15 protein-coding genes are annotated in these 21387 nt (G+C 70.5%); 3 read left to right on the plus strand and 12 right to left on the minus strand.

The features are described from left to right. Window positions 1-7: 7 nt before the first annotated feature. From ACFWVV_RS00300 to ACFWVV_RS00310, 3 genes are all read right to left on the minus strand, one after another. Complete coding sequence (locus ACFWVV_RS00300; RefSeq protein ID WP_384344092.1) at window positions 8-682, minus strand: papain-like cysteine peptidase; 675 nt, start codon at window positions 680-682, stop codon at window positions 8-10. A 42-nt stretch (window positions 683-724) separates the two neighbouring features. Continuing rightward, complete coding sequence (locus ACFWVV_RS00305) at window positions 725-2236, minus strand: glycoside hydrolase family 3 protein (RefSeq protein WP_384344090.1); 1512 nt, start codon at window positions 2234-2236, stop codon at window positions 725-727. Between the two features lie 801 nt (window positions 2237-3037). Further along, entirely contained in the window at window positions 3038-4228 is a 1191-nt protein-coding gene (locus ACFWVV_RS00310; protein WP_384344159.1) for an SAM-dependent methyltransferase, read from the minus strand. A 441-nt stretch (window positions 4229-4669) separates the two neighbouring features. On the opposite strand from ACFWVV_RS00310, the gene ACFWVV_RS00315 reads away from it, so the two are divergent. The 3 genes from ACFWVV_RS00315 to ACFWVV_RS00325 all read left to right on the plus strand — a co-directional run bounded on the left by ACFWVV_RS00315 (window position 4670) and on the right by ACFWVV_RS00325 (window position 8591). Beyond that, complete coding sequence (locus tag ACFWVV_RS00315; RefSeq protein ID WP_384344088.1) at window positions 4670-5893, plus strand: thiolase family protein; 1224 nt, start codon at window positions 4670-4672, stop codon at window positions 5891-5893. Beyond that, the gene (locus ACFWVV_RS00320) at window positions 5890-8019 is read left to right on the plus strand and encodes a 3-hydroxyacyl-CoA dehydrogenase NAD-binding domain-containing protein (RefSeq protein WP_384344086.1); all 2130 of its coding nucleotides are present in this window, start codon (window positions 5890-5892) and stop codon (window positions 8017-8019) included. Before ACFWVV_RS00315 ends, ACFWVV_RS00320 begins: the two co-directional genes overlap by 4 nt. 179 nt (window positions 8020-8198) lie before the next feature. After that, entirely contained in the window at window positions 8199-8591 is a 393-nt protein-coding gene (locus ACFWVV_RS00325) for an NTP pyrophosphohydrolase (protein WP_384344084.1), read from the plus strand. Window positions 8592-8700: 109 nt separating this feature from the next. Here ACFWVV_RS00325 and ACFWVV_RS00330 read toward each other — a convergent pair whose 3' ends face one another. The 9 genes from ACFWVV_RS00330 to ACFWVV_RS00370 all read right to left on the minus strand — a co-directional run bounded on the left by ACFWVV_RS00330 (window position 8701) and on the right by ACFWVV_RS00370 (window position 21370). Then, window positions 8701-10257 carry a glycosyltransferase family 39 protein gene (locus ACFWVV_RS00330; RefSeq protein WP_384344081.1) on the minus strand — a complete coding sequence of 519 codons (1557 nt, stop codon included), beginning with the start codon at window positions 10255-10257 and terminating at the stop codon, window positions 8701-8703. 197 nt (window positions 10258-10454) lie between these two features. Continuing rightward, complete coding sequence (locus ACFWVV_RS00335) at window positions 10455-12029, minus strand: amino acid permease (protein ID WP_384344078.1); 1575 nt, start codon at window positions 12027-12029, stop codon at window positions 10455-10457. A 272-nt stretch (window positions 12030-12301) separates the two neighbouring features. Next, window positions 12302-14272: a 1-deoxy-D-xylulose-5-phosphate synthase gene (gene dxs, locus ACFWVV_RS00340; protein WP_384344075.1), complete on the minus strand. Its 1971-nt coding sequence runs from the start codon at window positions 14270-14272 to the stop codon at window positions 12302-12304. 192 nt (window positions 14273-14464) lie between these two features. Then, window positions 14465-15781 carry a sugar ABC transporter permease gene (locus ACFWVV_RS00345; RefSeq protein ID WP_384344072.1) on the minus strand — a complete coding sequence of 439 codons (1317 nt, stop codon included), beginning with the start codon at window positions 15779-15781 and terminating at the stop codon, window positions 14465-14467. Continuing rightward, window positions 15778-16596 (minus strand): ATP-binding cassette domain-containing protein, encoded by an 819-nt coding sequence (locus tag ACFWVV_RS00350; protein ID WP_384344069.1) that lies wholly within the window; start codon window positions 16594-16596, stop codon window positions 15778-15780. Before ACFWVV_RS00350 ends, ACFWVV_RS00345 begins: the two co-directional genes overlap by 4 nt. Window positions 16597-16777: 181 nt before the next feature. Next, window positions 16778-17893, minus strand: coding sequence for a substrate-binding domain-containing protein (locus ACFWVV_RS00355; protein WP_384344066.1), 1116 nt, complete (start codon window positions 17891-17893; stop codon window positions 16778-16780). A gap of 121 nt (window positions 17894-18014) precedes the next feature. Continuing rightward, a complete protein-coding gene (locus tag ACFWVV_RS00360; protein WP_384344063.1) occupies window positions 18015-19238 on the minus strand; it encodes an ROK family protein in 1224 nt (407 codons plus the stop codon). A gap of 306 nt (window positions 19239-19544) precedes the next feature. Further along, window positions 19545-20423, minus strand: a complete 879-nt coding sequence (locus ACFWVV_RS00365) for a carbohydrate ABC transporter permease (RefSeq protein ID WP_384344060.1) — start codon at window positions 20421-20423, stop codon at window positions 19545-19547. Then, entirely contained in the window at window positions 20423-21370 is a 948-nt protein-coding gene (locus tag ACFWVV_RS00370; RefSeq protein WP_384344057.1) for a carbohydrate ABC transporter permease, read from the minus strand. Before ACFWVV_RS00370 ends, ACFWVV_RS00365 begins: the two co-directional genes overlap by 1 nt. Window positions 21371-21387: the final 17 nt, after the last annotated feature.

Consider the following 21387-nt stretch of genomic DNA (forward strand, 5'->3'; position numbering starts at 1 on the left):
CAGGTGGTCAGGAAGGGGAGGCGGGCCACAGGGTTTGCGGGTCCAGGGCGGCGAAGGCGCGGTCCCATGCCTCGTCGGACCCCTCCCAGCGCCCCGGTACCTCCGGGACCGTGTCCCACACGACGCCCGGTGGGAGCGCGGTGACGCTTGCGGGCGGGGTGCGGCGCAGCCAGAGCACCGCGAACCGCTGGTACGGGTGGCGGCGCTCCAACACTTCTCGCAGCCGGCCGAGATCGGTGTCCGCCAGTTCGTCGAAGGCGTCGTGGTGCACGTACAGCACCCGGGCCGGTGAGCGGCCCAGTTCCCGCCAGCGTTCCGCCAGGTGCAGGAACTTGGCCCGCACAGAGGCAATCTGGCGCTCGATGTCGGCCTGTGTGAGCGGATCGCCCTCGGCGGCCGAGCGGAACTCGTGGAAGAAGCGGATGCCTGTCCCCCGGTCGTGTGCGCAGAGGCCGTCGCTGAAGGGCTCCGTGCTGCCGGGCAGCAGTACGTCCCTGAAGTCGGTGTCCAGGAGCGTGAGGACGGACTCGAAGTCGAGGTCGAGCCAGTCGAAGAAGTGGGCACGGTGGTTGCGGGTGAGGCGGCGGATCTGGTGGGTGGACTCGCAGTGGTAGCCGAGGCCGAGGCAGGTGTCGTACGGGGGTGGGGTGGGGGTGCGGGGCGGCGTGGGGGCGGGGGGCATGCGGTCTCCGGTGTGGGTGGGGCGGGAGTTGGGGGTGGCGGGTCAGGTGCGGAGGGGGGTGGTGCAGGGGTGGCCGGTGAGGGCTTCTGCTGCGGCCATGGCGTTGGCCAGGCCGGCGCCTCGGGTCAGCAGGGTCGGGTGTTCGGGTGGCGGTACGGGGGTCAGTCCCATTTCGACCGTGATCAGGCCCGGTCGCCGCGCCCGCAGGGCCGCCAGCACCTCCTGTTGCCAGGGGTCGCGCACGGCGTCCCGTACGACCACGACCAGGGACGCGCTCCCCGCGCCGTCGCCGTCGGGCAGCGGGATGCGGTCGGGGTCGGTGCCCGGCTCCACCTCGGTCGCGGAGGCGAGGCGGCCGAGGCGCTCCAGGCTCGGGGCGAGCCCCCACGGGGCCTCCCCCACCGCCATGTTGGTCCCCGCCCCGAGCCGCAGGACATGTGCGGGGCCGGCGAGCGGCAGTGCGGGCAACGCCACCCCGGCCAGCGCACGCCGGGCAGCGGCGAGTCCGATGCCCTCGACGGCGGGCGGGCGCGGAGGAGGGGTGGTGGCGGGGGTGGCCCAGGCGCGCAGGGCGGCGATGCGGGCGGCGGCCTCCTCCAGGCGGTCGACCGTCAATTCCCCAACGAGCAGGGCGCGTTCGACCGCGTCGTACACCTCCGGGAGAAGCTTCTCCCCGTCCGTCGCGCCGAGCAGGACCAGGTCCACGCCCGCCGTCCAGGCGAGCACGGCGGCCCCGCCGAAGCCCCAGCGGTCCCGGACGGGGGCCATCTCCAGCGCGTCGCTGATGACCACACCGTCGTAACCGAGTTCCTCACGCAGCAGTCCGGTGACGACGCGGCGGCTGAGGGTGGCGGGCAGGTCGTCGAGCTGGGGAAGCCGGATGTGTCCGGTCATCACGGCCTTGGCTCCCGCCGTACCGCCCGCCGCGAACGGCGGCAGTTCCTGGACGCGCAGCGCGTCGAGCGAGCGGGGGATGTCGGGCAGCCAGTCGTGCGAGTCGGTGCCGGTGTCGCCATGTCCGGGGAAGTGCTTGAGGGTGGCGGCCACGCCGCGCCCCTGGAGTCCCTCGACGAAGGCCCGGGTGTGCCGGGCGACCAGGTCGGGGGTCGCACCGAAGGAACGTACGCCGATGATCGGGTTGGCGGGCCGGGAATTGACGTCCGCACACGGTCCGAGGCAGAGATTGATGCCGGTGGCCAGCAGGTCGTCGGCGATGGCTTCGGCGACCTGCCGGGTCAGCGCGGTGTCATCCACGGCCCCGAGGGCGTGGTTTCCGGGGTAGATGCTGCCCCGGTGGTAGTCGAGCCGGGTGACGTCGCCACCCTCCTCGTCGAGGGCGATCAGCGCGTCGGGCCGTACCGCGCGCAACGGGTCGACGATGTCCTCGCGCAGGGGGCCGCCGGCCGGAAGCAGATTGGTCCCGAAGAGGCCCACCCCGGCGAGGCCCCGGTCGAGGGCACGCTTGATCCAGTCGGGTGGGGTCCGCCCGTCGTACGCGGGCATCAGGCATGCGTTCACCAGGGACACGAGTGAATCGGCAGAGCTCACGGTCACGGCAGGTACACCTTCGGGGATTTGGGGGTTCGGGGTTTCTGGAGTTCGGGAGGAGGGTTGACGTCGGCACGGGGCCCGTCCGGCGGGGCCGGTTGCGGAAGCGGTCAGTGGCCCGGTGCCGGGTCGGCCGGACCGGGGTCGGCCGCGCTCAGGCCGCGGCCCGGCGCGTCGGTGCAGGCGCCATGTCGCCACCAACTGGCCTCGGTATTGCCGTTCTTCGCACCGGCCGGGCTCGGTACCACGCCTGCGCCCCGGCACATGTCCGTCTCGGAACCGCCGGCCCCGGCGCATGCCGGAAGGGCGCTCCGGCGGGCGACCGGCTCGGGTTGAGGTGGGGTGGGACGGTGGATGGCTGCGGGTTCGGAGGGGGGCGGAATGGTCGCGCGGGCTCCGGGCCGGTGTGCAGAGGGGCCGGACGCCCACTCCGGGCGCGGGACGCGAGTACGGGACGCGGGTGCCCGGCACGAAGGGGCCCGCTTGCACGGACGGCCTGCGAGGGGGGCGCGCGAACCCGCGAAGGTGGTGGCGAAAGGCGAGAAGGCGCCGGACGGAGCGCATCCGGCACGCGAGGGCCATGTGATCCCGGGCCCTGGGACTGGCCAGGCGCAGGGCCCCACGCGCAGCCCCGGACCCTGAGCCCCGGGCCTGACCCGGCAAGCCCACCTGCGGACCCGGCAAGCGCGGCTGCGGTCTCGAGCCCGGCGGCGGGCCCCGGCCCCGGCGGTCGGCCCGGATCCGAGCCGACCCCCCACCCCGTTCAGCCCCCCAGCCGGACACCCGCCGGCCCCCGCCCCTCCCCCCTCAGCCCTCCCTGCGGCGCAGGGCCAGGCCGATGCTGCCCCGTTTGCTCAGGTAGGCGCGGCCGCCGCACACCGGTTCCAGTGCGGGGGCGACCAGGACGGTCTCCTCGGCGACTTCCCAGCGGGACGTGGTGGCCAGCCACGGGCGTACCCGTTCGGCCAGTGCCGCGGGCTCCAGGGCGAGGAGGACGAGGCCGGTGGGCAGGTCGTCCAGCAGGGCGAGGTCCTGGCCGTAGTAGAGCATCTCGATCAGCAGGTACGCGGCTCCCGGCAGGCCCTGCGCCCCGGTCCCCACGGCGAGGTCGGCCAGGTCGTGCGGGTGGACCCGTACGCCTTCCGAGCCGGTCTCGACCCGCTGGGCGAGCCGTTCCCTGAAGAGGGCGTTGGGTTCGGTCGCGTCGACCGCGTACCCCTTGGCGGCGAGCCGGGCGGTGAGGGCACCCTCGCAGGCACCCACCTCGACCAGGGGTCCGTCGCCGGGCAGACGGTGCCCGGCGACCCAGGCGGTGGTGGCGTCGAGCCGGGCGCGTTCGTAGGCGGAGCTGTCGAACTCCCACGGGTCGGCGACCGTCGCGGCCTCCTCGTCGAGGCTGGCCAGCAGGGCGTACAGGCCTTCCCGCTCGCGGGGGTCGCCCGCCGCGAAGAAGCGCTCGGTGGCCGGGACCCGCGCGGTGTAGATCATGAAGTCGGGCGAGTCGCTGTCCAGCAGCGCCCCGCAGTGCCGGTTGACGAAGTCCAGCTTGGCGGCGACCAGGGACCTGTCCAGCGGGCGGTCCTCGTCGCTGACGAACTGGAGGAACGGCGAGTAGCCGACGGCGTGCCGCACGGGAAGTCCGTGACCGGCGGCGGCGACGTCCCTGCCGAGGCTGCCCCTGCTGCGGCGGTTGTCCGCGGGCGAGTGGGTCCAGATCCGGGCCGGGCCACCTCCCGCTGCCTCGGCCGCCTCGGCGAGGAGCGCGGTCAGCGCCTCTTCCCCGGGCGACTGGGCGGGTGCGTCCGGACGGCGTACGTGCGGGGCGAGAGCGTGCAGTCGTTCGTGCGGGGTGCCGCCGGGCGGCAGGGTGATCCAGTGGCCGGTGTCGCAGCACAGCACCCGGGTCTCGCGGGGCTGCTCACCGCTCTGGCCGGTGAGTACGGAGAGGAAGTCGAGGACCGCGTCCTCGGCCCTCAGAACCACCACTAAGTCGAGCATGGTCATTTCCCATCAGCAGGCACGGCACAGCGGAAATGGGCAGGTGAGGGGGGCTTCGCGGCCGTAGGGCGCACGATCTTGTGGCGAGCCTAAGGGCTACCGGGGAGTATGGTCCAGACCAATTTTCCGGCCGCGAAAGGGAACCGAAAGGGCCGGAATTCCGTACGGGGCGAGGCGGCCGGTGACCGCGAACCCGCTGACCGGCGACCGCCCGGACCGCCCGGCGCGGCCACCCGATGCCACACCGCGGCCCGGCACCACCGCACGCTTTCCGCCATCCGGGCGCACTTCGTACGCCGACTGCCGAGTGTGACCTTCGCCGCTCCGGACGAGAAGGGTGGGCAGCTTGGTTACTCGTAAGTAGCATGGGGTCGTGCGGTACGCCCACTCGGTGTCTCCGCACGTGCAGCAGTGCCACCCCGCACCTGGAGGAGAGCCATCGTGCCTCGTACCGTCAGGGACGTCGTCTTCGTCGACGGCGTCCGCACCCCGTTCGGCAAGGCGGGCCCGAAGGGCATCTACCACGAGACCCGGGCCGACGATCTCGTTGTCAAGGCGATCCGGGAGCTGCTGCGCCGCAACCCGGACCTGGACCCCGCACTCGTGGACGAGGTCGCGATCGCCGCGACCACCCAGATCGGCGACCAGGGCCTGACGCTGGGCCGTACCGCAGGGATCCTGGCGGGACTGCCGACCAGCGTCCCCGGCTTCTCGATCGACCGCATGTGCGCCGGCGCGATGACCGCCGTGACGTCCGTCGCGGGCGGCGTGGCCTTCGGTGCGTACGACATCGCCCTCGCGGGCGGCGTCGAGCACATGGGCCGCCACCCCATGGGTGAGGGCGTGGACCCCAACCCGCGCTTTGTCTCCGACAAGCTGGTCGACGAGTCCGCCCTCTTCATGGGCATGACCGCCGAGAACCTGCACGACCGCTACCCGGGCATCTCCAAGCAGCGCGCCGACGAGTACGCCGTGCGCTCGCAGGAGAAGGCCGCCAAGGCGTACGCGGACGGCAAGATCCAGGCCGACCTGGTCCCCGTCTCGGTGCGTCGTACGAACGCCGAGGCCGGCGAGACCGGCTGGGGCCTGGCCACCGTCGACGAGCCGATGCGCCCGGGCACCACGCTGGAGTCCCTCGCGGGCCTCAAGACGCCGTTCCGCCCGCACGGCCGCGTCACCGCCGGTAACGCCGCAGGCCTCAACGACGGCGCCACCGCCTCCCTGATCGCCGCCGAGGACGTCGCGCGCGAGCTGGGCCTGCCGGTCAAGATGCGCCTGGTCTCCTACGCCTTCGCGGGCGTCGAGCCCGAGGTCATGGGCATCGGCCCGGTCCCGGCGACCGAGAAGGCGCTCGCCAAGGCGGGCCTGTCCATCGGCGACATCGGCCTGTTCGAGATCAACGAGGCCTTCGCCGTCCAGGTGCTGGCCATGCTCGACCACTTCGGCATCCCCGAGGACGACGCCCGGGTGAACCAGTACGGCGGCGCCATCGCCTTCGGTCACCCGCTGGCCTCCTCCGGCGTGCGTCTGATGACGCAGCTGGCCCGCCAGTTCGAGGACCAGCCGCACGTCCGCTACGGCCTGACGAGCATGTGCGTCGGCTTCGGCATGGGCGGAACGGTCATCTGGGAGAACCCGCACTTCAACGGAGGCGACAACAAGTGAGCACCACCACTGAGCTCCTGAAGGGCGCGGCCGAGCTGTTCCCGGACGAGGTCGTCACCCAGGCGCACGTACGGCACCTGGCGCTCCCGGGCGGCGTGGGCAACTTCGCCCTCATCACCCTGGACAACGGCCTGGACCACACCAAGCCGACCACCTTCGGACCGCAGTCGCTGGCGAACCTGAACGCCGCCGTCGACCAGGTCGAGAAGGAGGCCGCCGAGGGCTCCATCGTCGGCATCGGCCTCACCGGCAAGCCGTTCATCTTCGCGGTCGGCGCCGACCTCAAGGGCGTGGAGCTGCTGAAGCGCCACGAGGACGCGCTGGCCATCGGCAAGGGCGGCCACGACGTCTTCCGCCGTCTTTCGGGCCTCGCGGTCCCCACCTTCGCGTACTACAACGGTGCGGCGATGGGCGGCGGCGTCGAGGTCGGTCTGCACTGCACCTACCGCACGGTGTCGCAGTCGCTGCCCGCCTTCTCGCTCCCCGAGGTCTTCCTCGGCCTGGTCCCGGGCTGGGGCGGCTGCGCGCTGCTTCCCAACCTGATCGGCGCCGACAAGGCCGTCTCGGTCATCATCGAGAACTCGCTGAACCAGAACCGTCAGCTCAAGGGCCAGCAGGTCTTCGAGCTCGGCATCGCCGACGCGATCTTCGAGGGCGCCGACTTCCTGGAGCAGTCGCTGCTGTGGACCTCCGCGATCCTGCGCGGCGAACTCCAGGTGCAGCGCCCGGAGATCGACCGCGGCGAGGGCTGGGACGCCGCCGTCGCCCGCGGCCGCGCCATCGCCGACTCCAAGGTGCACGGTGCGGCCCCGGCCGCCTACCGCGCGCTGGAGATCATCGAGGCCGCCAAGTCCGGTGACCTGTCCGCCGGCTTCGACGCCGAGGACCAGGCCCTCGCGGACCTGATCATGGGCGGCGAGCTCCGCTCCGGCATCTACGCCTTCAACCTGGTCCAGAAGCGCGCCAAGCGCCCGGCCGGTGCCCCGGACAAGAACCTGGCACGCCCGGTCACCAAGGTCGGCGTGGTCGGCGCGGGCCTGATGGCCTCGCAGCTCGCCCTGCTGTTCCTGCGTCGCCTCGAAGTCCCGGTCGTCCTCACGGACATCGACCAGGAGCGGATCGACAAGGGTGTGGGCTACGTCCACATGGAGATCGAGAAGCTGCGCGGCAAGGGCCGCATCAACCAGGACAAGGCCAACCGTCTCAAGGCCCTGGTGTCCGGCGTCCTCGACAAGGCGGAGGGCTTCTCCGACGCCGACTTCATCATCGAGGCCGTCTTCGAGGAGATGTCGGTCAAGCAGACCGTCTTCGCCGAGGTCGAGGCGGTCGCCCCCGCCCACGCGATCCTGGCCACCAACACCTCGTCGCTCTCGGTCACCGAGATGGCGTCGAAGCTGAAGAACCCCGAGCGGGTCGTCGGCTTCCACTTCTTCAACCCGGTCGCGATCCTCCCCCTCCTGGAGATCGTCCGCGGCGAGAAGACGGACGACGCGTCGCTGGCCACCGCCTTCGGCGTGGCCCGCAAGCTCAAGAAGACGGCCGTGCTGGTGAAGGACGCCCCGGCGTTCGTCGTCAACCGCATCCTGACCCGCTTCATGGGCGAGATCCAGAACGTCATCGACGAGGGCACCCCGGTCGCCGTCGCCGAGAAGGCCGTCGAGCCGCTCGGCCTGCCGATGTCGCCGCTGGTCCTGCTGGAGCTGGTCGGCCCGGCCATCGGTCTGCACGTCTCGGAGACCCTGAACCGCGCGTTCCCGGACCGCTTCACGGTCTCGCCGAACCTGGCCGCCGTGGTCAAGGCCGGCAAGCGCGGCTTCTACCTCTACGACTCGGGCGCCCCGGTGCTCGACCCCGAGGTGGCCGCACTCCTCAAGCAGGGCGACTCCGTCCTGACCGAGGAGCAGGTCCGTGACCGCGTGATGAGCGCGGTCGCCCAGGAGATCGGCCTGATGCTCGACGAGGGCGTCGTCGCCGAGGCCCAGGACATCGACCTCTGCCTGATCACGGGCGCGGGCTGGCCCTTCCACCTGGGCGGCATCACGCCGTACCTGGACCGCGAGGGCTACTCCGAGCGCGTCACCGGGAAGAAGTTCCTGGCTGCGGGCGTGGCGAGCGTACCGGCGTAACCGCTGGACAGTGCGAGGGGCCGTGCGGAGTTCGACTCCGCACGGCCCCTTTGCCGTGCCCCGCCGAGCCCCGCCCGCCGCGCCCTGCCCCGCCCCCTCACCGTGCCCCGCCCCGCCCTCCGCCGTGCCCTGCCCCGATCCTTCGCTGTCCGGTGCCGCAGGCGTGGGACGCTGGCTCCATGACGCTCACGCCCCCGCCGCTCCCCCTCCTCGTCGTGGACGCCGCCAATGTCGTCGGGTCCGTGCCCGACGGCTGGTGGAAGGACCGGCACGGCGCGGCCGAGCGGCTGCGGGACCGGCTGCCGGCGTACGCGGCCCAGGGGATCGACGGGCTGCCGGGGCCGCTCGACCTCGTGCTGGTCGTGGAGGGCGCAGCGCGCGGCGTGGAATCGGTGCCCGGGGTACGGGTGGTCTCCGCGCCCGGCAGTGGTGACGACCGCATCGTCGAGCTTGTCGCGGAGCGCGGGCACGAGGAGTGCGTGGTGGTCACCGCCGACCGCGAACTGCGCCGACGGGTCGAGGAGTACGGGGCACGGTGTGTCGGCCCCCGCACCGTGCGGGGCAGGGACTGAACCGCCCCCCTCGCGGCCACTGCGGCGTGCGGGGTTGTCCCCCGTGGGTCCCGCTCCCGCCCGGCTCGGCCCGGCTCGGCGGGGCTCGGCCCGGCTCGGCGGGGCGCGTTCAGCCCTGGGTGCCCCGGCGCACGTAGAGGTCCGTGCCCTCGACCGTCTCCACCCGGTCGTACCCCTCCCGCAGCACCTCGCGCAGCGTCGGTATCCGCTCCGGTGCGTACGGTTTGCCGCGCGAGTCGTCGACGATGAGCTTCGGGGGGCGGGCGGCGAGTTCGGCGCGGAACTGGGTCCAGCTGCCCTCGACCCCGTACTGCTCGCCCACCAGCGAGCCGTTCCGGCCGCCGCTGAAGTTCGTGAGCAGGCCCGCGGTGAGGTAGCGGCTCGCCGGGGTGCGGTCGGCGAGCCAGTATGTCTCCGGGTGCATGCCCCAGATCAGGACCGGGTCGGCCGGGGCGGTGCGCGCCCGGACGGCTTCGGCGACGCGCTGCGCGTGCGCCAGTTCGGGGCGTGGGGCCGCCGATCCCCAGGTGAGGAAGGCCGTACAGGTGACCGCGGTAACGGTGAGGGCCGCGGTGGTCCAGCGGCGCGGCAGGGCGTGCAGGGCAGCCGTGGCCAAGAGGGCCAGGGGCGGCATGAGTTGCAGGTAGTAGTGGCCGAAGAAGTGGAAGCCGGTGGCCACGGCCACGGCGGAGGCCGCCAGCCAGAGCCACAGGTCCGCCCCCGGCGCCTTCGGGCGGCGCAGCAGCGGGACGAGGAGTCCGAGGCAGGCGCCCGCCAGGATCAGCGTGTTGCCCAGGCCGCGGCCGAGTGCGTGCAGACCGGAACCCGTGAGGTCCGCGTACGCACCGGAGCCCGTGACGACCCAGAAGAGGAAGCGGGACGGGCCGGTGGCCAGCGCCACCGCGGCCACCGGGACGGCGAAGCCGAGGGCGGTGCGGAGCAGGGCCAGGGACCGCGCCGTCGTCCACCCCGGCGCCCGGGCCGCCGGCCGCACGGCTCCGGTCTCCGGCAGGCCACCGGGCCGGGTCCCGGACGCCGGTGTCCCCGCGGTCGTCCAGAGGAGCCACAGCACCGGCAGCAGCACCGCCCCACCCGTCTGCTTCGTCAGGAACGCGAAGGCGACCGCCGCACCTGCCGCGGTCCAGGCCCGGCGGTCCGCGCACCACACGGCCAGTGCCGTGCAGGGCAGCATGAAGAGGCCGAAGGAGGCCGCCTGGGTGTCCTCCGGGGGCATGCCGACCGAGATCAGCAGGAAGAGGATGCCCGCCACGGCCCCCGCGCGGTCGCCCCAGCGGCGGCGGGCGAGCGAGGCGAGCAGGGCGGCGGTGACGAGGAGCGCCAGGATCGCGAGGACCTTGAGCGGGACGAGCGAGTCGTCGCCGAAAAGCGCGAAGGAGGCTTCGTAGAGCCAGGGCAGGAAGGGGGGCTTCCGGTCGACGACCGTGTCGTAGAGCGTGCCGCCCGCGGCCAGTTGCCGTGCCTGGACGGCGAGGAAGCCCTCGTCCGGGTTCCAGAGGGGGTGCAGGAAGGACGGAATGCGGGTGAGCACTGCCGTCAGCGCGAGCAGGGGCAGGAGCCGCAGCCAGTAGGCGGCCCGGGAGGCCCCGGCGGCGGGCTCCTCGGCCGCGCTCCCGGTCCGGGTCGTCACAGGCTGGGTGGTGTTCATGTCCCCCAACGTATCCGGCCCCGCGGAACGCCGTCGGGGCGCATCCACAGGGCCGGAACGATGGTCGTACTAATGGCTTCCTCGCGGCTCCGCGTGCTTCGCCGCAGACCTGGACGCACGCCGGGGGCGGCGCACGCCTGGGCGCCCCGCGCCGCGCGATGCGCGCCGGGGTGCCTGATGAGGGCCGAGCGGCATCCTCAGCGCGTGTCCCCAGCCGGCGGGAGTGTGCCGCTCCCCCGGCCCGCCTGTCCCCGGCCCGCCTGTCCGAGGCCCAGCTTGCTGTGCTTCTTCCCGTACACGAAGTACACGACGACGCCGATCAGCATCCACACGCCGAACCGCAGCCAGGTCTCCGTCGGCAGATTGAGCATCAGCCACAGGGAGGCCAGCACCGACAGCGCCGGCACCAGCGGTACCAGCGGGGTCCTGAAGGAGCGCGGCAGGTCGGGGCGCTGGCGGCGCAGGATGACGACGCCGATCGCGACCACGACGAACGCGAAGAGCGTGCCGATGTTGACCAGTTCGGCGAGCTCGTCGATGGAGGTGAAACCGGCGACGACGGCGACGACCGCACCGAGCAGGATCGTCGAGCGGTACGGGGTCCCGAAGCGCGGGTGGACGTGCGAGAACGTCCTCGGGAGCAGGCCGTCGCGGCTCATCGCGAAGAAGACCCGGGACTGGCCGAGGAGCAGGATCATGCAGACCGAGGTGAGACCGACGGCCGCACCGAAACTGATCACGCCGGCCCAGAAGGGGTGACCCACCGACTTGAAGGCGTCGGCGAGCGGTGCGTCCGTCGACAGACTGCTGTATTTCTGCATGCCGGTCACCACGACGGAGACGGCCACGTAGAGGAGCGTGCAGATGATCAGCGAGCCGAGGATGCCGCGCGGCACGTCGCGCTGCGGGTTGCGGGTCTCTTCCGCCGCGGTGGCGACGATGTCGAAGCCGATGAACGCGAAGAAGACGACGGCCGCCGCCGTGAAGATGCCCATCACGCCGAAGGTCGTCGGGGTGAAGCCGAAGAGCACCTGGACGAGCGGGGCGGTGAGCCCGGTGCCGCCTTCGGTGTCCTGGGACGGCGGGATGAACGGCTTGTAGTTCGAGCCGGTGATGAAGAAGGCGCCGACGATGATGACGAGCAGCACGACCGTCACCTTGATGCCGACGATGACGCTGGTCACCCGGGAGGACAGCTTCATTCCGGCGACCAGGACCGCGGTGATCACCAGCACCAGGATGCAGGCCAGCAGGTCGAAACCGAACTTTCCGTCCTGGGTGCCGGCCAGGAAGTCCGGAAGGTGGAATCCGGCGGTGTCGAGCAGTGAGCGCATGTAGCCGGACCAGCCGACCGCGACCACCGCGCAGCCGAGCGCCAGCTCCAGGATCAGGTCCCAGCCGATGATCCAGGCCGGCAGCTCACCGAGGGAGGCGTACGAGAAGGTGTACGCGGAGCCGGCGACCGGGACGGTCGAGGCGAACTCGGCGTAACAGAGAGCCGCGAGTCCGCAGACGACGCCCGCGGCGACGAAGGCCAGCGCGACGGAGGGTCCCGCCGTCTCCTTGGCGATCTTGCCGGTCAGGACGAAGATGCCGGTGCCGATGATGACACCGACACCGAAGACCGTGAGATCGAGGGCCGAAAGGGACTTCTTGAGTGAGTGTTCCGGTTCCTCGGTGTCCTGGATCGACTGTTCGACCGTTTTGGTCCGGAACAGTCCGTTCGGATTCCTGCTGCTGTTCTTGCTGGTGGGACCTTGTGCTGTGCTCACCGGCGCACCTCCGCCTGTCGGCTGTCGCCCAACTCTTGAGTGAGCGAGTCTCCGCAATGATGGTGATCACTCATCCAGGACCACGAGAGGTGCGTTCGGGTTTCACCCAATAGGACGAAGCCGTACGAAAAGGCCCTGACCGGGTTTTATTGCCGGTCAGGGCCTCTTTCGCAGGTCATGCGGTGCACGCTGGTCATGCGGTGCACGCTGGTCATGCGGTGGACGCTGCCAGTACCGCGGCGGGTACCGCCGGGCACGCTGCGGTCGGTGGGTCAGTCGCGCACGGCGTTCGCCGTCGCCTTCTCCAGCCGGCCGTCGATCTTCGCGACCAGACCGGTGACCTGGCGGGCGATGTCAGGAGCGGTCAGCCCGATCTCGGCCATGACCTCCTTGCGGGACGCGTGGTCCAGGAAGACCGGCGGAATGCCGAAGTCGCGGAGCGGTACGTCGACGTCGGCATCGCGCAGCGCCTGGGCGACGGCCGACCCGACTCCGCCGACACGGGAGTTGTCCTCGACGGTGACGACCACGCGGTGCTGCTCGGCGAGCGGGGCCATCGCCTCGTCGACCGGCTTGACCCAGCGCGGGTCGACGACGGTGGAGGAGATGCCCTGCGCGTCCAGCAGCTCGGCGATCTCCAGGCACATCGGCGCCAGTGCGCCGACCGACACCAGGAGGACGTCGGGGCGGGCCACGTCGGTGGTGGGCTTGCGCAGCACGTCCATCCCGCCGACCTTGCCGACGGCCTTGACCGCCGGGCCGACCGCACCCTTGGAGAAGCGGACGACGGTCGGGGCGTCCTCGACCTGGACGGCCTCGCGCAGCTGGGCGCGGACCTGGTCGGCGTCGCGCGGCGCGGCGATCCGCAGGGTCGGGACGACCTGGAGGATCGACATGTCCCACATGCCGTTGTGCGAGGCGCCGTCGGTACCGGTGACGCCCGCGCGGTCCAGTACGAAGGTCACCCCGCACTTGTGGAGGGCCACGTCCATGAGGACCTGGTCGAAGGCACGGTTGAGGAAGGTCGCGTAGACGGCGAAGACCGGGTGCAGTCCCCCGGTCGCCAGGCCCGCCGCCGAGACTGCACCGTGCTGCTCGGCGATGCCCACGTCGTAGACCCGGTCCGGGAACGCCTTGGCGAACCTGTCCAGGCCGACCGGCTGGAGCATGGCCGCGGTGATCGCGACGATGTCCTTCCGCTCCTTGCCGAGCTTGACCATCTCCTCGCCGAAGACCGAGGTCCAGTCGACGCCGGAGGAGGCGATGGGCAGGCCGGTGTCCGGGTGGATCTTGCCGACGGCGTGGAAGCGGTCGGCCTCGTCCGCGAGGGCGGGCTGGTAGCCGCGGCCCTTCTCGGTGAGGCAGTGCACGATGACCGGCCCGCCGAAGCGCTTGGCGCGCTGCAGGGCGGACTCCAGGGCCTCGATGTCGTGGCCGTCGATCGGGCCGACGTACTTGAGCCCCAGGTCCTCGAACATGCCCTGCGGGGCGATGAAGTCCTTGAGGCCCTTCTTCGCGCCGTGCAGCGTCTCGTAGAGCGGCCTGCCGACCACGGGGGTGCGCTCCAGCAGGTCCTTGCCCTTGGCCAGGAAGCGCTCGTAACCGTCGGTGGTGCGCAGCGTGGCCAGGTGGTTGGCGAGGCCGCCGATGGTGGGCGCGTAGGAGCGCTCGTTGTCGTTGACGACGATGACCAGCGGGCGGTCCTTGGCGACGGCGATGTTGTTCAGCGCCTCCCAGGCCATACCGCCGGTCAGGGCGCCGTCACCGATGACGGCGACGACCGCGTCGTCCTTGCCGAGCACCTCATTGGCCTTGGCGAGCCCGTCGGCCCAGCCCAGCACGGTGGAGGCGTGGCTGTTCTCGATGATGTCGTGCTCGGACTCGGCACGCGCCGGGTAGCCGGAGAGACCGCCCTTCATCTTCAGCCGGGTGAAGTCCTGCCGACCGGTGAGCAGCTTGTGCACATAGCTCTGGTGGCCGGTGTCCCAGAGGACCTTGTCCTTCGGGGACTCGAAGACACGGTGCAGGGCGATGGTCAGCTCGACCACGCCCAGGTTCGGCCCCAGGTGGCCGCCGGTCTTGGACACCTCGCCGACGAGGAAGGTCCGGATCTCCGCAGCCAGCTGATCCAGCTGCTCCGGGGACAGCCGGTCCAGATCGCGCGGTCCCTCGATGCGGGTCAGCAGGTCCCGCCCGTCGCCCGCCACCACCCCTGCCTGACGCGCTTCGCGCGGCACCTGCATCTCTGTGCCTCCTTGCGGTTGATCCGGCGTGCTTGGACATTCGTGCCGATCTGCCGAGTCTAATGTTCCTCGCGCGGCGACGGTCGGCGGGTTGTGCGACGTGCATCACTCGTTTGGATCAATGAGCGCACGGATGTGCCCGGCACCTGGGTGTCGGTGCCGGGCACATCCGGGTTTGGCTGCTAAGCGGCGCTAAGCGCGACCTGCGGATTTCTGCGTACGGCGGGACACCGAGTCGATGACGACGGCGGCCAGCAGGACGGCACCGGTGATCATGTACTGGATCTCGCTCGCCATGCCGAGCATGTTCAGGCCCTGCTGAATGGCCTGAATCACGATCATGCCGAGCAACGCGGACCAGACCTTGCCGCGGCCGCCGAAGAGACTCGTACCGCCGATGACGGCGGCGGCGATGACGAGCATCAGGGTGTTGCCCGCACCGAGGCTCTTGGTGGCGCCGCCGGAGAGGCTCGCGACGAAGAGGCCGCCGAAGGCGGCCAGCAGGCCCGACATGCCGAACACGATGATCCGGATGCGGTCGACGCTGATGCCCGCGCGGCGGGCTGCCTCGGCGTTACCGCCGACCGCGAAGACCTGGCGGCCGAAGGTGGTACGGCGGGCCACGAAGTCCGCGATGAGCAGGACCGCGAGGAAGAGCACCAGGGCGAGCGGCAGGCCGCGGGCGCCTACCGGCTCGTTCAGGACGTACGCGACGAGCAGGCACAGCACCGCGACCACGAGGGTGCGCAGGGCGATCTCGCTGTTCGGGCGGGACGGCAGGGCGGCGGCCCTGCGGCGCTTGCTGTCGAGCAGCAGGGACCCCGCGTAGGCCAGGATCGCCGCGATGGCGAGGCCGTAGGCGGCGAACTTGTCCTCGAAGTAGTAGCCCGTCAGGTTCTCGACGATGCTGCCGGTCGGCGCGTTGATCGAGCCTTCCTTGCCCATCAGCCAGATCTGCAGACCGCTCCAGCCGAGGAAGCCGGCCAGGGTGACGACGAAGGCGGGGACGCCGATCTTGGCGAAGAAGAAGCCGTGCACCAGGCCGAGGGCGAGGCCCGAGAGCAGGGCGACGATGATGGCGAGCCAGTCGTTCCAGCCGTTGGAGACGTTGAGCACCGCCCATATCGCGGCGCCGACGCCCGCGACCGAGCCGACCGAGAGGTCGATCTCGCCGAGGATCAGCACGAAGACGATGCCGACCGCCATGATGCCGAGGCCGGAGGTGTAGACGGCGATGTTGGCGATCGAGCTGGCGGAGAGGAAGTTGCTGTTCTGGAGCTGGAAGACGACCGCGATCACGACCAGTCCCAGGAACACCGGCAGCGAGCCCAGCTCACCGCCGCGCACCTTGCGGCCGAACTCGCTCAGGTAGCCCTTGAAGCCTTCCTCGCGGACGAGGAGGCGGGGGTCGACGGCCGGGGCGGCCGGCGCGCTCTGAGTCTCGGGGGCGGAACCACCGGAGGCACCGGAGCCGCCGGACTTTTCGGGGGTCTTGGCGAGGTCGCTCACTTCGCGTCCTCCTTCGTTGCCGTGGCCGCGGCCGAAGCCTGGGCGGTCCGCGCCTTGCGGCGGGTCACGGCGTTGTCCGTGGCGCCGGTGATGGCCGAGATGATCACTTCGTGGGAGGTCGTCTTCACGTCGAAGACGCCGTTGTTGCGGCCCAGACGCAGTACCGCGACCGTGTCCGCGACGGCGCGCACGTCCTCCATGTTGTGGCTGATGAGGATGACGCCGTGGCCGCGCTCGCGCAGCCGCTCGACCAGGTCGAGGACCTGCGCGGTCTGCTCGACGCCCAGGGCTGCGGTCGGCTCGTCGAGGATGACCACCTTGGGGTCGCCGACCAGCGCGCGGGCGATGGCCACGACCTGGCGCTGACCGCCGGAGAGCGAAGCGACCGGGATGCGGACGCTCGGAATCCGGATGGACAGGGTGTCCAGGAGTTCCTTGGCGCGCTTCTCCATCGCGATCTCGTCGAGGATCGAGCCACGCCGGATCTCGCTGCCGAGGAAGAGGTTGGCGACGACGTCGAGGTTGTCGCAGAGCGCCAGGTCCTGGTAGACGGTGGCGATGCCGAGGTTCTGGGCGTCCTGCGGCCGGTTGACGTGGACGGGCCTGCCGTCCCATTCGATGGTGCCCTCGTCGATCGGGTGGACTCCCGAGATCGTCTTGACGAGGGTGGACTTTCCGGCGCCGTTGTCGCCGACGAGGGCGACCACCTCGCCGGGCTGGATCTCCAGGTCTACGTCGGTGAGCGCCTGGACGGCGCCGAACCGCTTGGAGACTCCGCGCAACGCCAGCACGGGCGTAGCGGACACGTGAATCATCTCCTTCGCCGCCTGACCGGCGGGGATGGTGGTGCGTGGTGCACGGGGGGGCACAAAGGAAGGGGCCGGCCGGGGGCCGGCCGGCGCCCCGCCTGTAGGGGGAAGGCGGGGCGCCGACTCTGCCGGGTACGGGTCGGCTCGGTCGTGCGGAGCTCTTCGACGCACGTACCGGAAGGGGGAGTTACTTGATGCCCGCCGCGTCGCAGGCGGCCTTGAACTCGGGCGTGCAGATGTCCGAGGCCTTGTAGACCTCGTCCTTGACGACCGTGCCGGCGATCTCGCCCTTGGTCACGATCTGCGCGTCGTAGAGCTTGGAGGGGGTGCCCGTGAACTCGCCCGAGATGCTGTCGACCTTGGTGGGGGCCAGGTCGTCGAACTTCTCGCCCTTGAGGATCTTCACCGCGATCTCGGCGGTCGTCTCGGCCTCCGGCTTGATCTGCTTGTAGATCGTGAAGGCCTGCTCGCCCTTCAGGATGCGCTGCAGTCCGGCCAGCTCGGCGTCCTGGCCGCCGACGGGAACCTTGATGCCCTGCTTGGAGAGCGCGGTGATGATGCCGCCCGCCATGCCGTCGTTGGCGGAGTACACGCCCTGGAAGCCGGTCTTGCCGAGGGAGTCGATGGCGGCGCCCATCTTCTTGTTCGCCTCGTCGGGCGACCAGTCCGGGATGTCCTGGGTGTAGACGATCTTCTTCGTCTCCTTCTTCAGGACGTCCTCGGCTCCCTTCTTGAAGAACCCGGCATTCGGGTCGGTCGGGGAACCGTTGATCATGACGACATTGGATTCCTTGGCCTTGGCGCCCAGCGCCTTGACCAGCGCCTGGCCCTGCAGGTTGCCGATCTTCTCGTTGTCGTACGACACGTACGCGGCGATCGGGCCCTCGGCGAGGCGGTCGTACGCGACGACCTTGACGCCCTGCTTCGCGGCCGTGGTGACCCAGGACTTCGTGGCCTTGAAGTCGACCGCGTCCAGGATGATCACCTTGACGCCCTGCGTGACCAGCGCGTCGAACTGCTTCTTCTGCGTCTCGACATCCTGCGCGGCGTTGTTGTACTTGACCTCGCAGTCCGAGCAGAGAGCCTTGATCTTCGCCTCCATGATGGGGCGGTCGAAGGTCTCGTAGCGCGTGGTCTTGTTCTCCGGCAGCAGCAGACCGATGGACTTGCCGAGGTCGCCGCCGCCCTTCGTGGCACCGCCGTCGGCCTTGTCGCCCTCGCCCGCCTTGCCACAGGCGGAGAGCGAGACGGCCATCGAGATCGCGGCCGTGGCTATGACGACGCGACGCGTCATTGCGTTCATGTGGATTGCCTCCCTGACGAGGCCGCGTCGTTGCGGCCGAGGTGTCGAGAAGTCAACTCGCGCGCCGCCATAGCGTCAAGGAGTAAACCCTTAACGAGATGACAACGGTGCCATTCGTTATCTAAGTGAAGGCGGGGGTGGAATGCTGGTCCGTACCAAAGGAATTGGGGGTGCGCGACCCGTCCAGAAGTGTCGAATCCCCCATTTCGCTCAGTACGAGCGCGAGGGCGCCGAGCACCTCCGCGCGGCCGCCCAGCGCCCCCGGCAGCACGCTCAGCTGCCGGGCCGCGCTCGGGATCGCGTACCGGGAGACCGAGTCGCGGATCGGGCCGAGCACCAGCTCACCGGCCTCCGCGAGGTCGCCGCCCAGGACGACCCGGCGGGGATTGAGCAGGTTGCAGAGGTTGGCGACGCCACTGCCGATGTGCCGTCCGACGTCCGCGATCACCCGGCGGCAGCCGGGGTCTCCGTCCCGCGCGAGCCGCACGACGCGCTCCATGGTGAGGTCGGGGCCGTGCCCCGGCATCAGCAGCGGAAGTACGTAACGGGCGGCCGCGAAGGTCTCCAGGCAGCCGCGGTTGCCGCAGCGGCAGACCGGTCCTGACTCATCGAGCGTGATGTGCCCGATCTCCCCCGCCGTACCGCCGGGGCCCCGGTAGACCCGGCCGTCGATCACCAGGCCGGCGCCGACACCGCTGGCGACCTTGATGTACGCGAGGTCCTTCACCCCGCGCCCGGCGCCCCAGACGAGTTCGCCGAGCGCACCGAGGTTGGCGTCGTTGTCGACGTACACCGGGACGCCCAGCCGCCCCGACAGCTCCTCGCTCGGGTTGATGCCCTGCCAGCCCGGCAGGATCGCGGTGGAACCCAGACGTCCGGATTCCACGTCGATGGGTCCCGGGACGCCGAGACCGACCCCGATGACCTTGCCCTGGCTGATGCCGGTGGCCTCGATCAGCCGCTTGACCAGCTGTTCCGCCCGATCGAAGCCCTGGGCGGCGGAGGCGTCGACGTCCAGCGGCTCGGCCTCCTCGGCCAGTACCTGGTGGGCCAGGTTGCCGACCGCGACGCGCAGATGCGTATGGCCGAAGTCGACGCCGATGACCACGCCGGCGTCCCCGCTCAGGGAGACGCTGCGGGCCCGGCGCCCACCCGCCGAGGTCGGGGTGACCTCGACCGTGCCGCCGTCCTTCAGCTCCCGCACGATGTTGGAGACCGTGGCGGCGGAGAGACCGGTGCTTCTCGCGATCTCCGCCTGGGTCAGCGAGCCCGCCATGCGCACCGCGCGCACGACCCGCTCCAGGTTGGCCCGGTGCAAAGAGGTCTGCGACCCCGGAGTCTCCATCGACTCATCCACTCCTGATCCCGTCGGACGGCACGACGGCCGTCCGCTCCGGGGCCGCGACTGTGAGGCCCCCGCCGTTCTTCCAACATGTGAACCCTAAGCAGAGACTTTGCCGCCTGCTCCCGTCAAGACCTTGAGCGAGGGGCTTGCGCCACGCGTCTCCGTTCACCTCCCGCACGCAAGAGGGCCGTCCACCGTACGCACGAGAACCGCACCCCGAACGCGCGAAAGCGCCCGCCGACCGTGGCCGACGGGCGCTTTCGTACCGTATGCGCCCTGCCTGGAGCGCTACTTGACCTGGAGCCCCTACTTGACGGAACCCGCCGTCAGTCCGGAGACCACGTGCCGCTCGATGAACGCGAACAGGATGATCACCGGCACGATCGCCACGACGGACGCCGCGAACAGGTAGTTCCACTGCACCGTGTAGGCACCGATGAAGTTGTTGATGCCGACCGTCAGCGGCTGGCTCGCCGGGTCGGTGGTCAGCGTCAGGCCCATCGCGAACTCGTTCCAGGTCGTGATGAACGTGAAGATGAGCGCGGTGACCACACCGGGCAGCGCCAGCGGCAGCGTCACCTTGATCATGGCGCCGAAGCGGCTGGTGCCGTCCACCATCGCCGCCTCCTCCAGCTCCGCCGGAATGGAGCCGATGTACGCCGTGAGGATCCACACCGCGAACGCCAGGTTGAACGCCGCGTTGGTGAGGATCAGCGTCCAGACCGAGTTGAGCATCCCCAGCTGGTAGAACTCGCGGTACAGACCGATCAGCAGCGCGGTCGGCTGGAACATCTGGGTGACCAGCACCAGCAGCAGGAAGATCTTCCGCCCGCGGAACCTCATCCGCGCCGTGTAGTACGCGGCGGGCAGCGCCACCAGCAGCACCAGCAGCGTCGCCCCGCCCGCGACCACCAGCGTCACCTGCAGGTTCTGCCCGAGCGTGGACTCCTTCCAGACGTCGATGAAGTTCGACCACTCGAAGGAGCTGGGCAGATAGGTGCGGTCGCGCAGTTCCGACTTCGGCCGCAGCGCGGTGATGATCATTTCCAGGTACGGGGCGAGGAAGAGCGCCGCGAGCCCCCAGGCCACTACGGCGATCACCAGGGTGCGCGGCCGGAAGGCCCGCTTCGGGGGCTTGGGAGAGGGGCCCTTCGTCTTCGGCCGGGCGGCCGTCGCGGTGGCCATCAGTCCTCCTCGTTCCAGCGGCTGACCTTCAGGAAGATCAGCACGAGCACCACGACCAGGGCGAAGTTGACGACCGACATCGCGGCCGACTCCCCGATGTCCGTCTCCTTCAGCTTGTACATGAACACCATCGACGTGGAGGTGTCGTAGCCCGGACCGCCCTGGGTCATGGCCCAGATGATCGGGAAGGAGTTGAAGACGTTGATCAGGTTGATCACGACGCCGATCAGGAACGCCGGACGCAGCATCGGCAGGGTGATGTGCCGGTACGTCTGCCAGGTCCCGGCACCGTCGATGCGCGAAGCCTCGTAGACCTCGCCGGGGATCGTCTGGAGCCCGGCGAGCAGGGTGTACGTGGTGAAGGGCAGCGAGACGAACACGGCGACGGCCATCATCCAGGGCCACGCGGTGGACGCGGTGCCCAGCCAGTCCTCCGGCGCGTCGATGAGACCGAGGTCCATCATCACCGTGTTGAGCACACCGGCCGTCTGGTTGAGCATCCACTTGAAGCCGATGGCCGTCATCAGCACGGAGGCGGCCCAGGGGGCGATCAGCGCCCAGCGCGTCAGGGTGCGGCCTGGGAACTGCTGGTTGAACAGCTGGGCGAGGGCCAGCGAGATCAGCATCGTGAAGGTCACGACGACGATCGTCCAGATCACCGTCCAGACCAGAACGGCACCGAGGTCGCTCTCCTCGAAGAGCTTCGTGTACTTGTCGGTACCGGCGCTGCCGCGCACCTTGCCGGAGATGGAGATGTTGAGGAACGAGGTGCGGATCAGCTCGAGGACCGGCCAGACGACCACGAAGAGGATCAACAGAATGACGGGCGCAATCCAGGGCAGTGGGCCGAGCCTGGCCAGTCCGCTGCGGCGGCTCACCGGCCTGGGGGCGCGCCCGCCCCGTCCCCCGCCGGTACCGGCGGGGGACGGAGGGGCCTTGAGTGACACGGGTTTCTCCTGGGACA

Origin of the sequence: Streptomyces sp. NPDC058663 (genome assembly GCF_042716745.1) — a bacterium.
GTDB lineage: Bacteria > Actinomycetota > Actinomycetes > Streptomycetales > Streptomycetaceae > Streptomyces.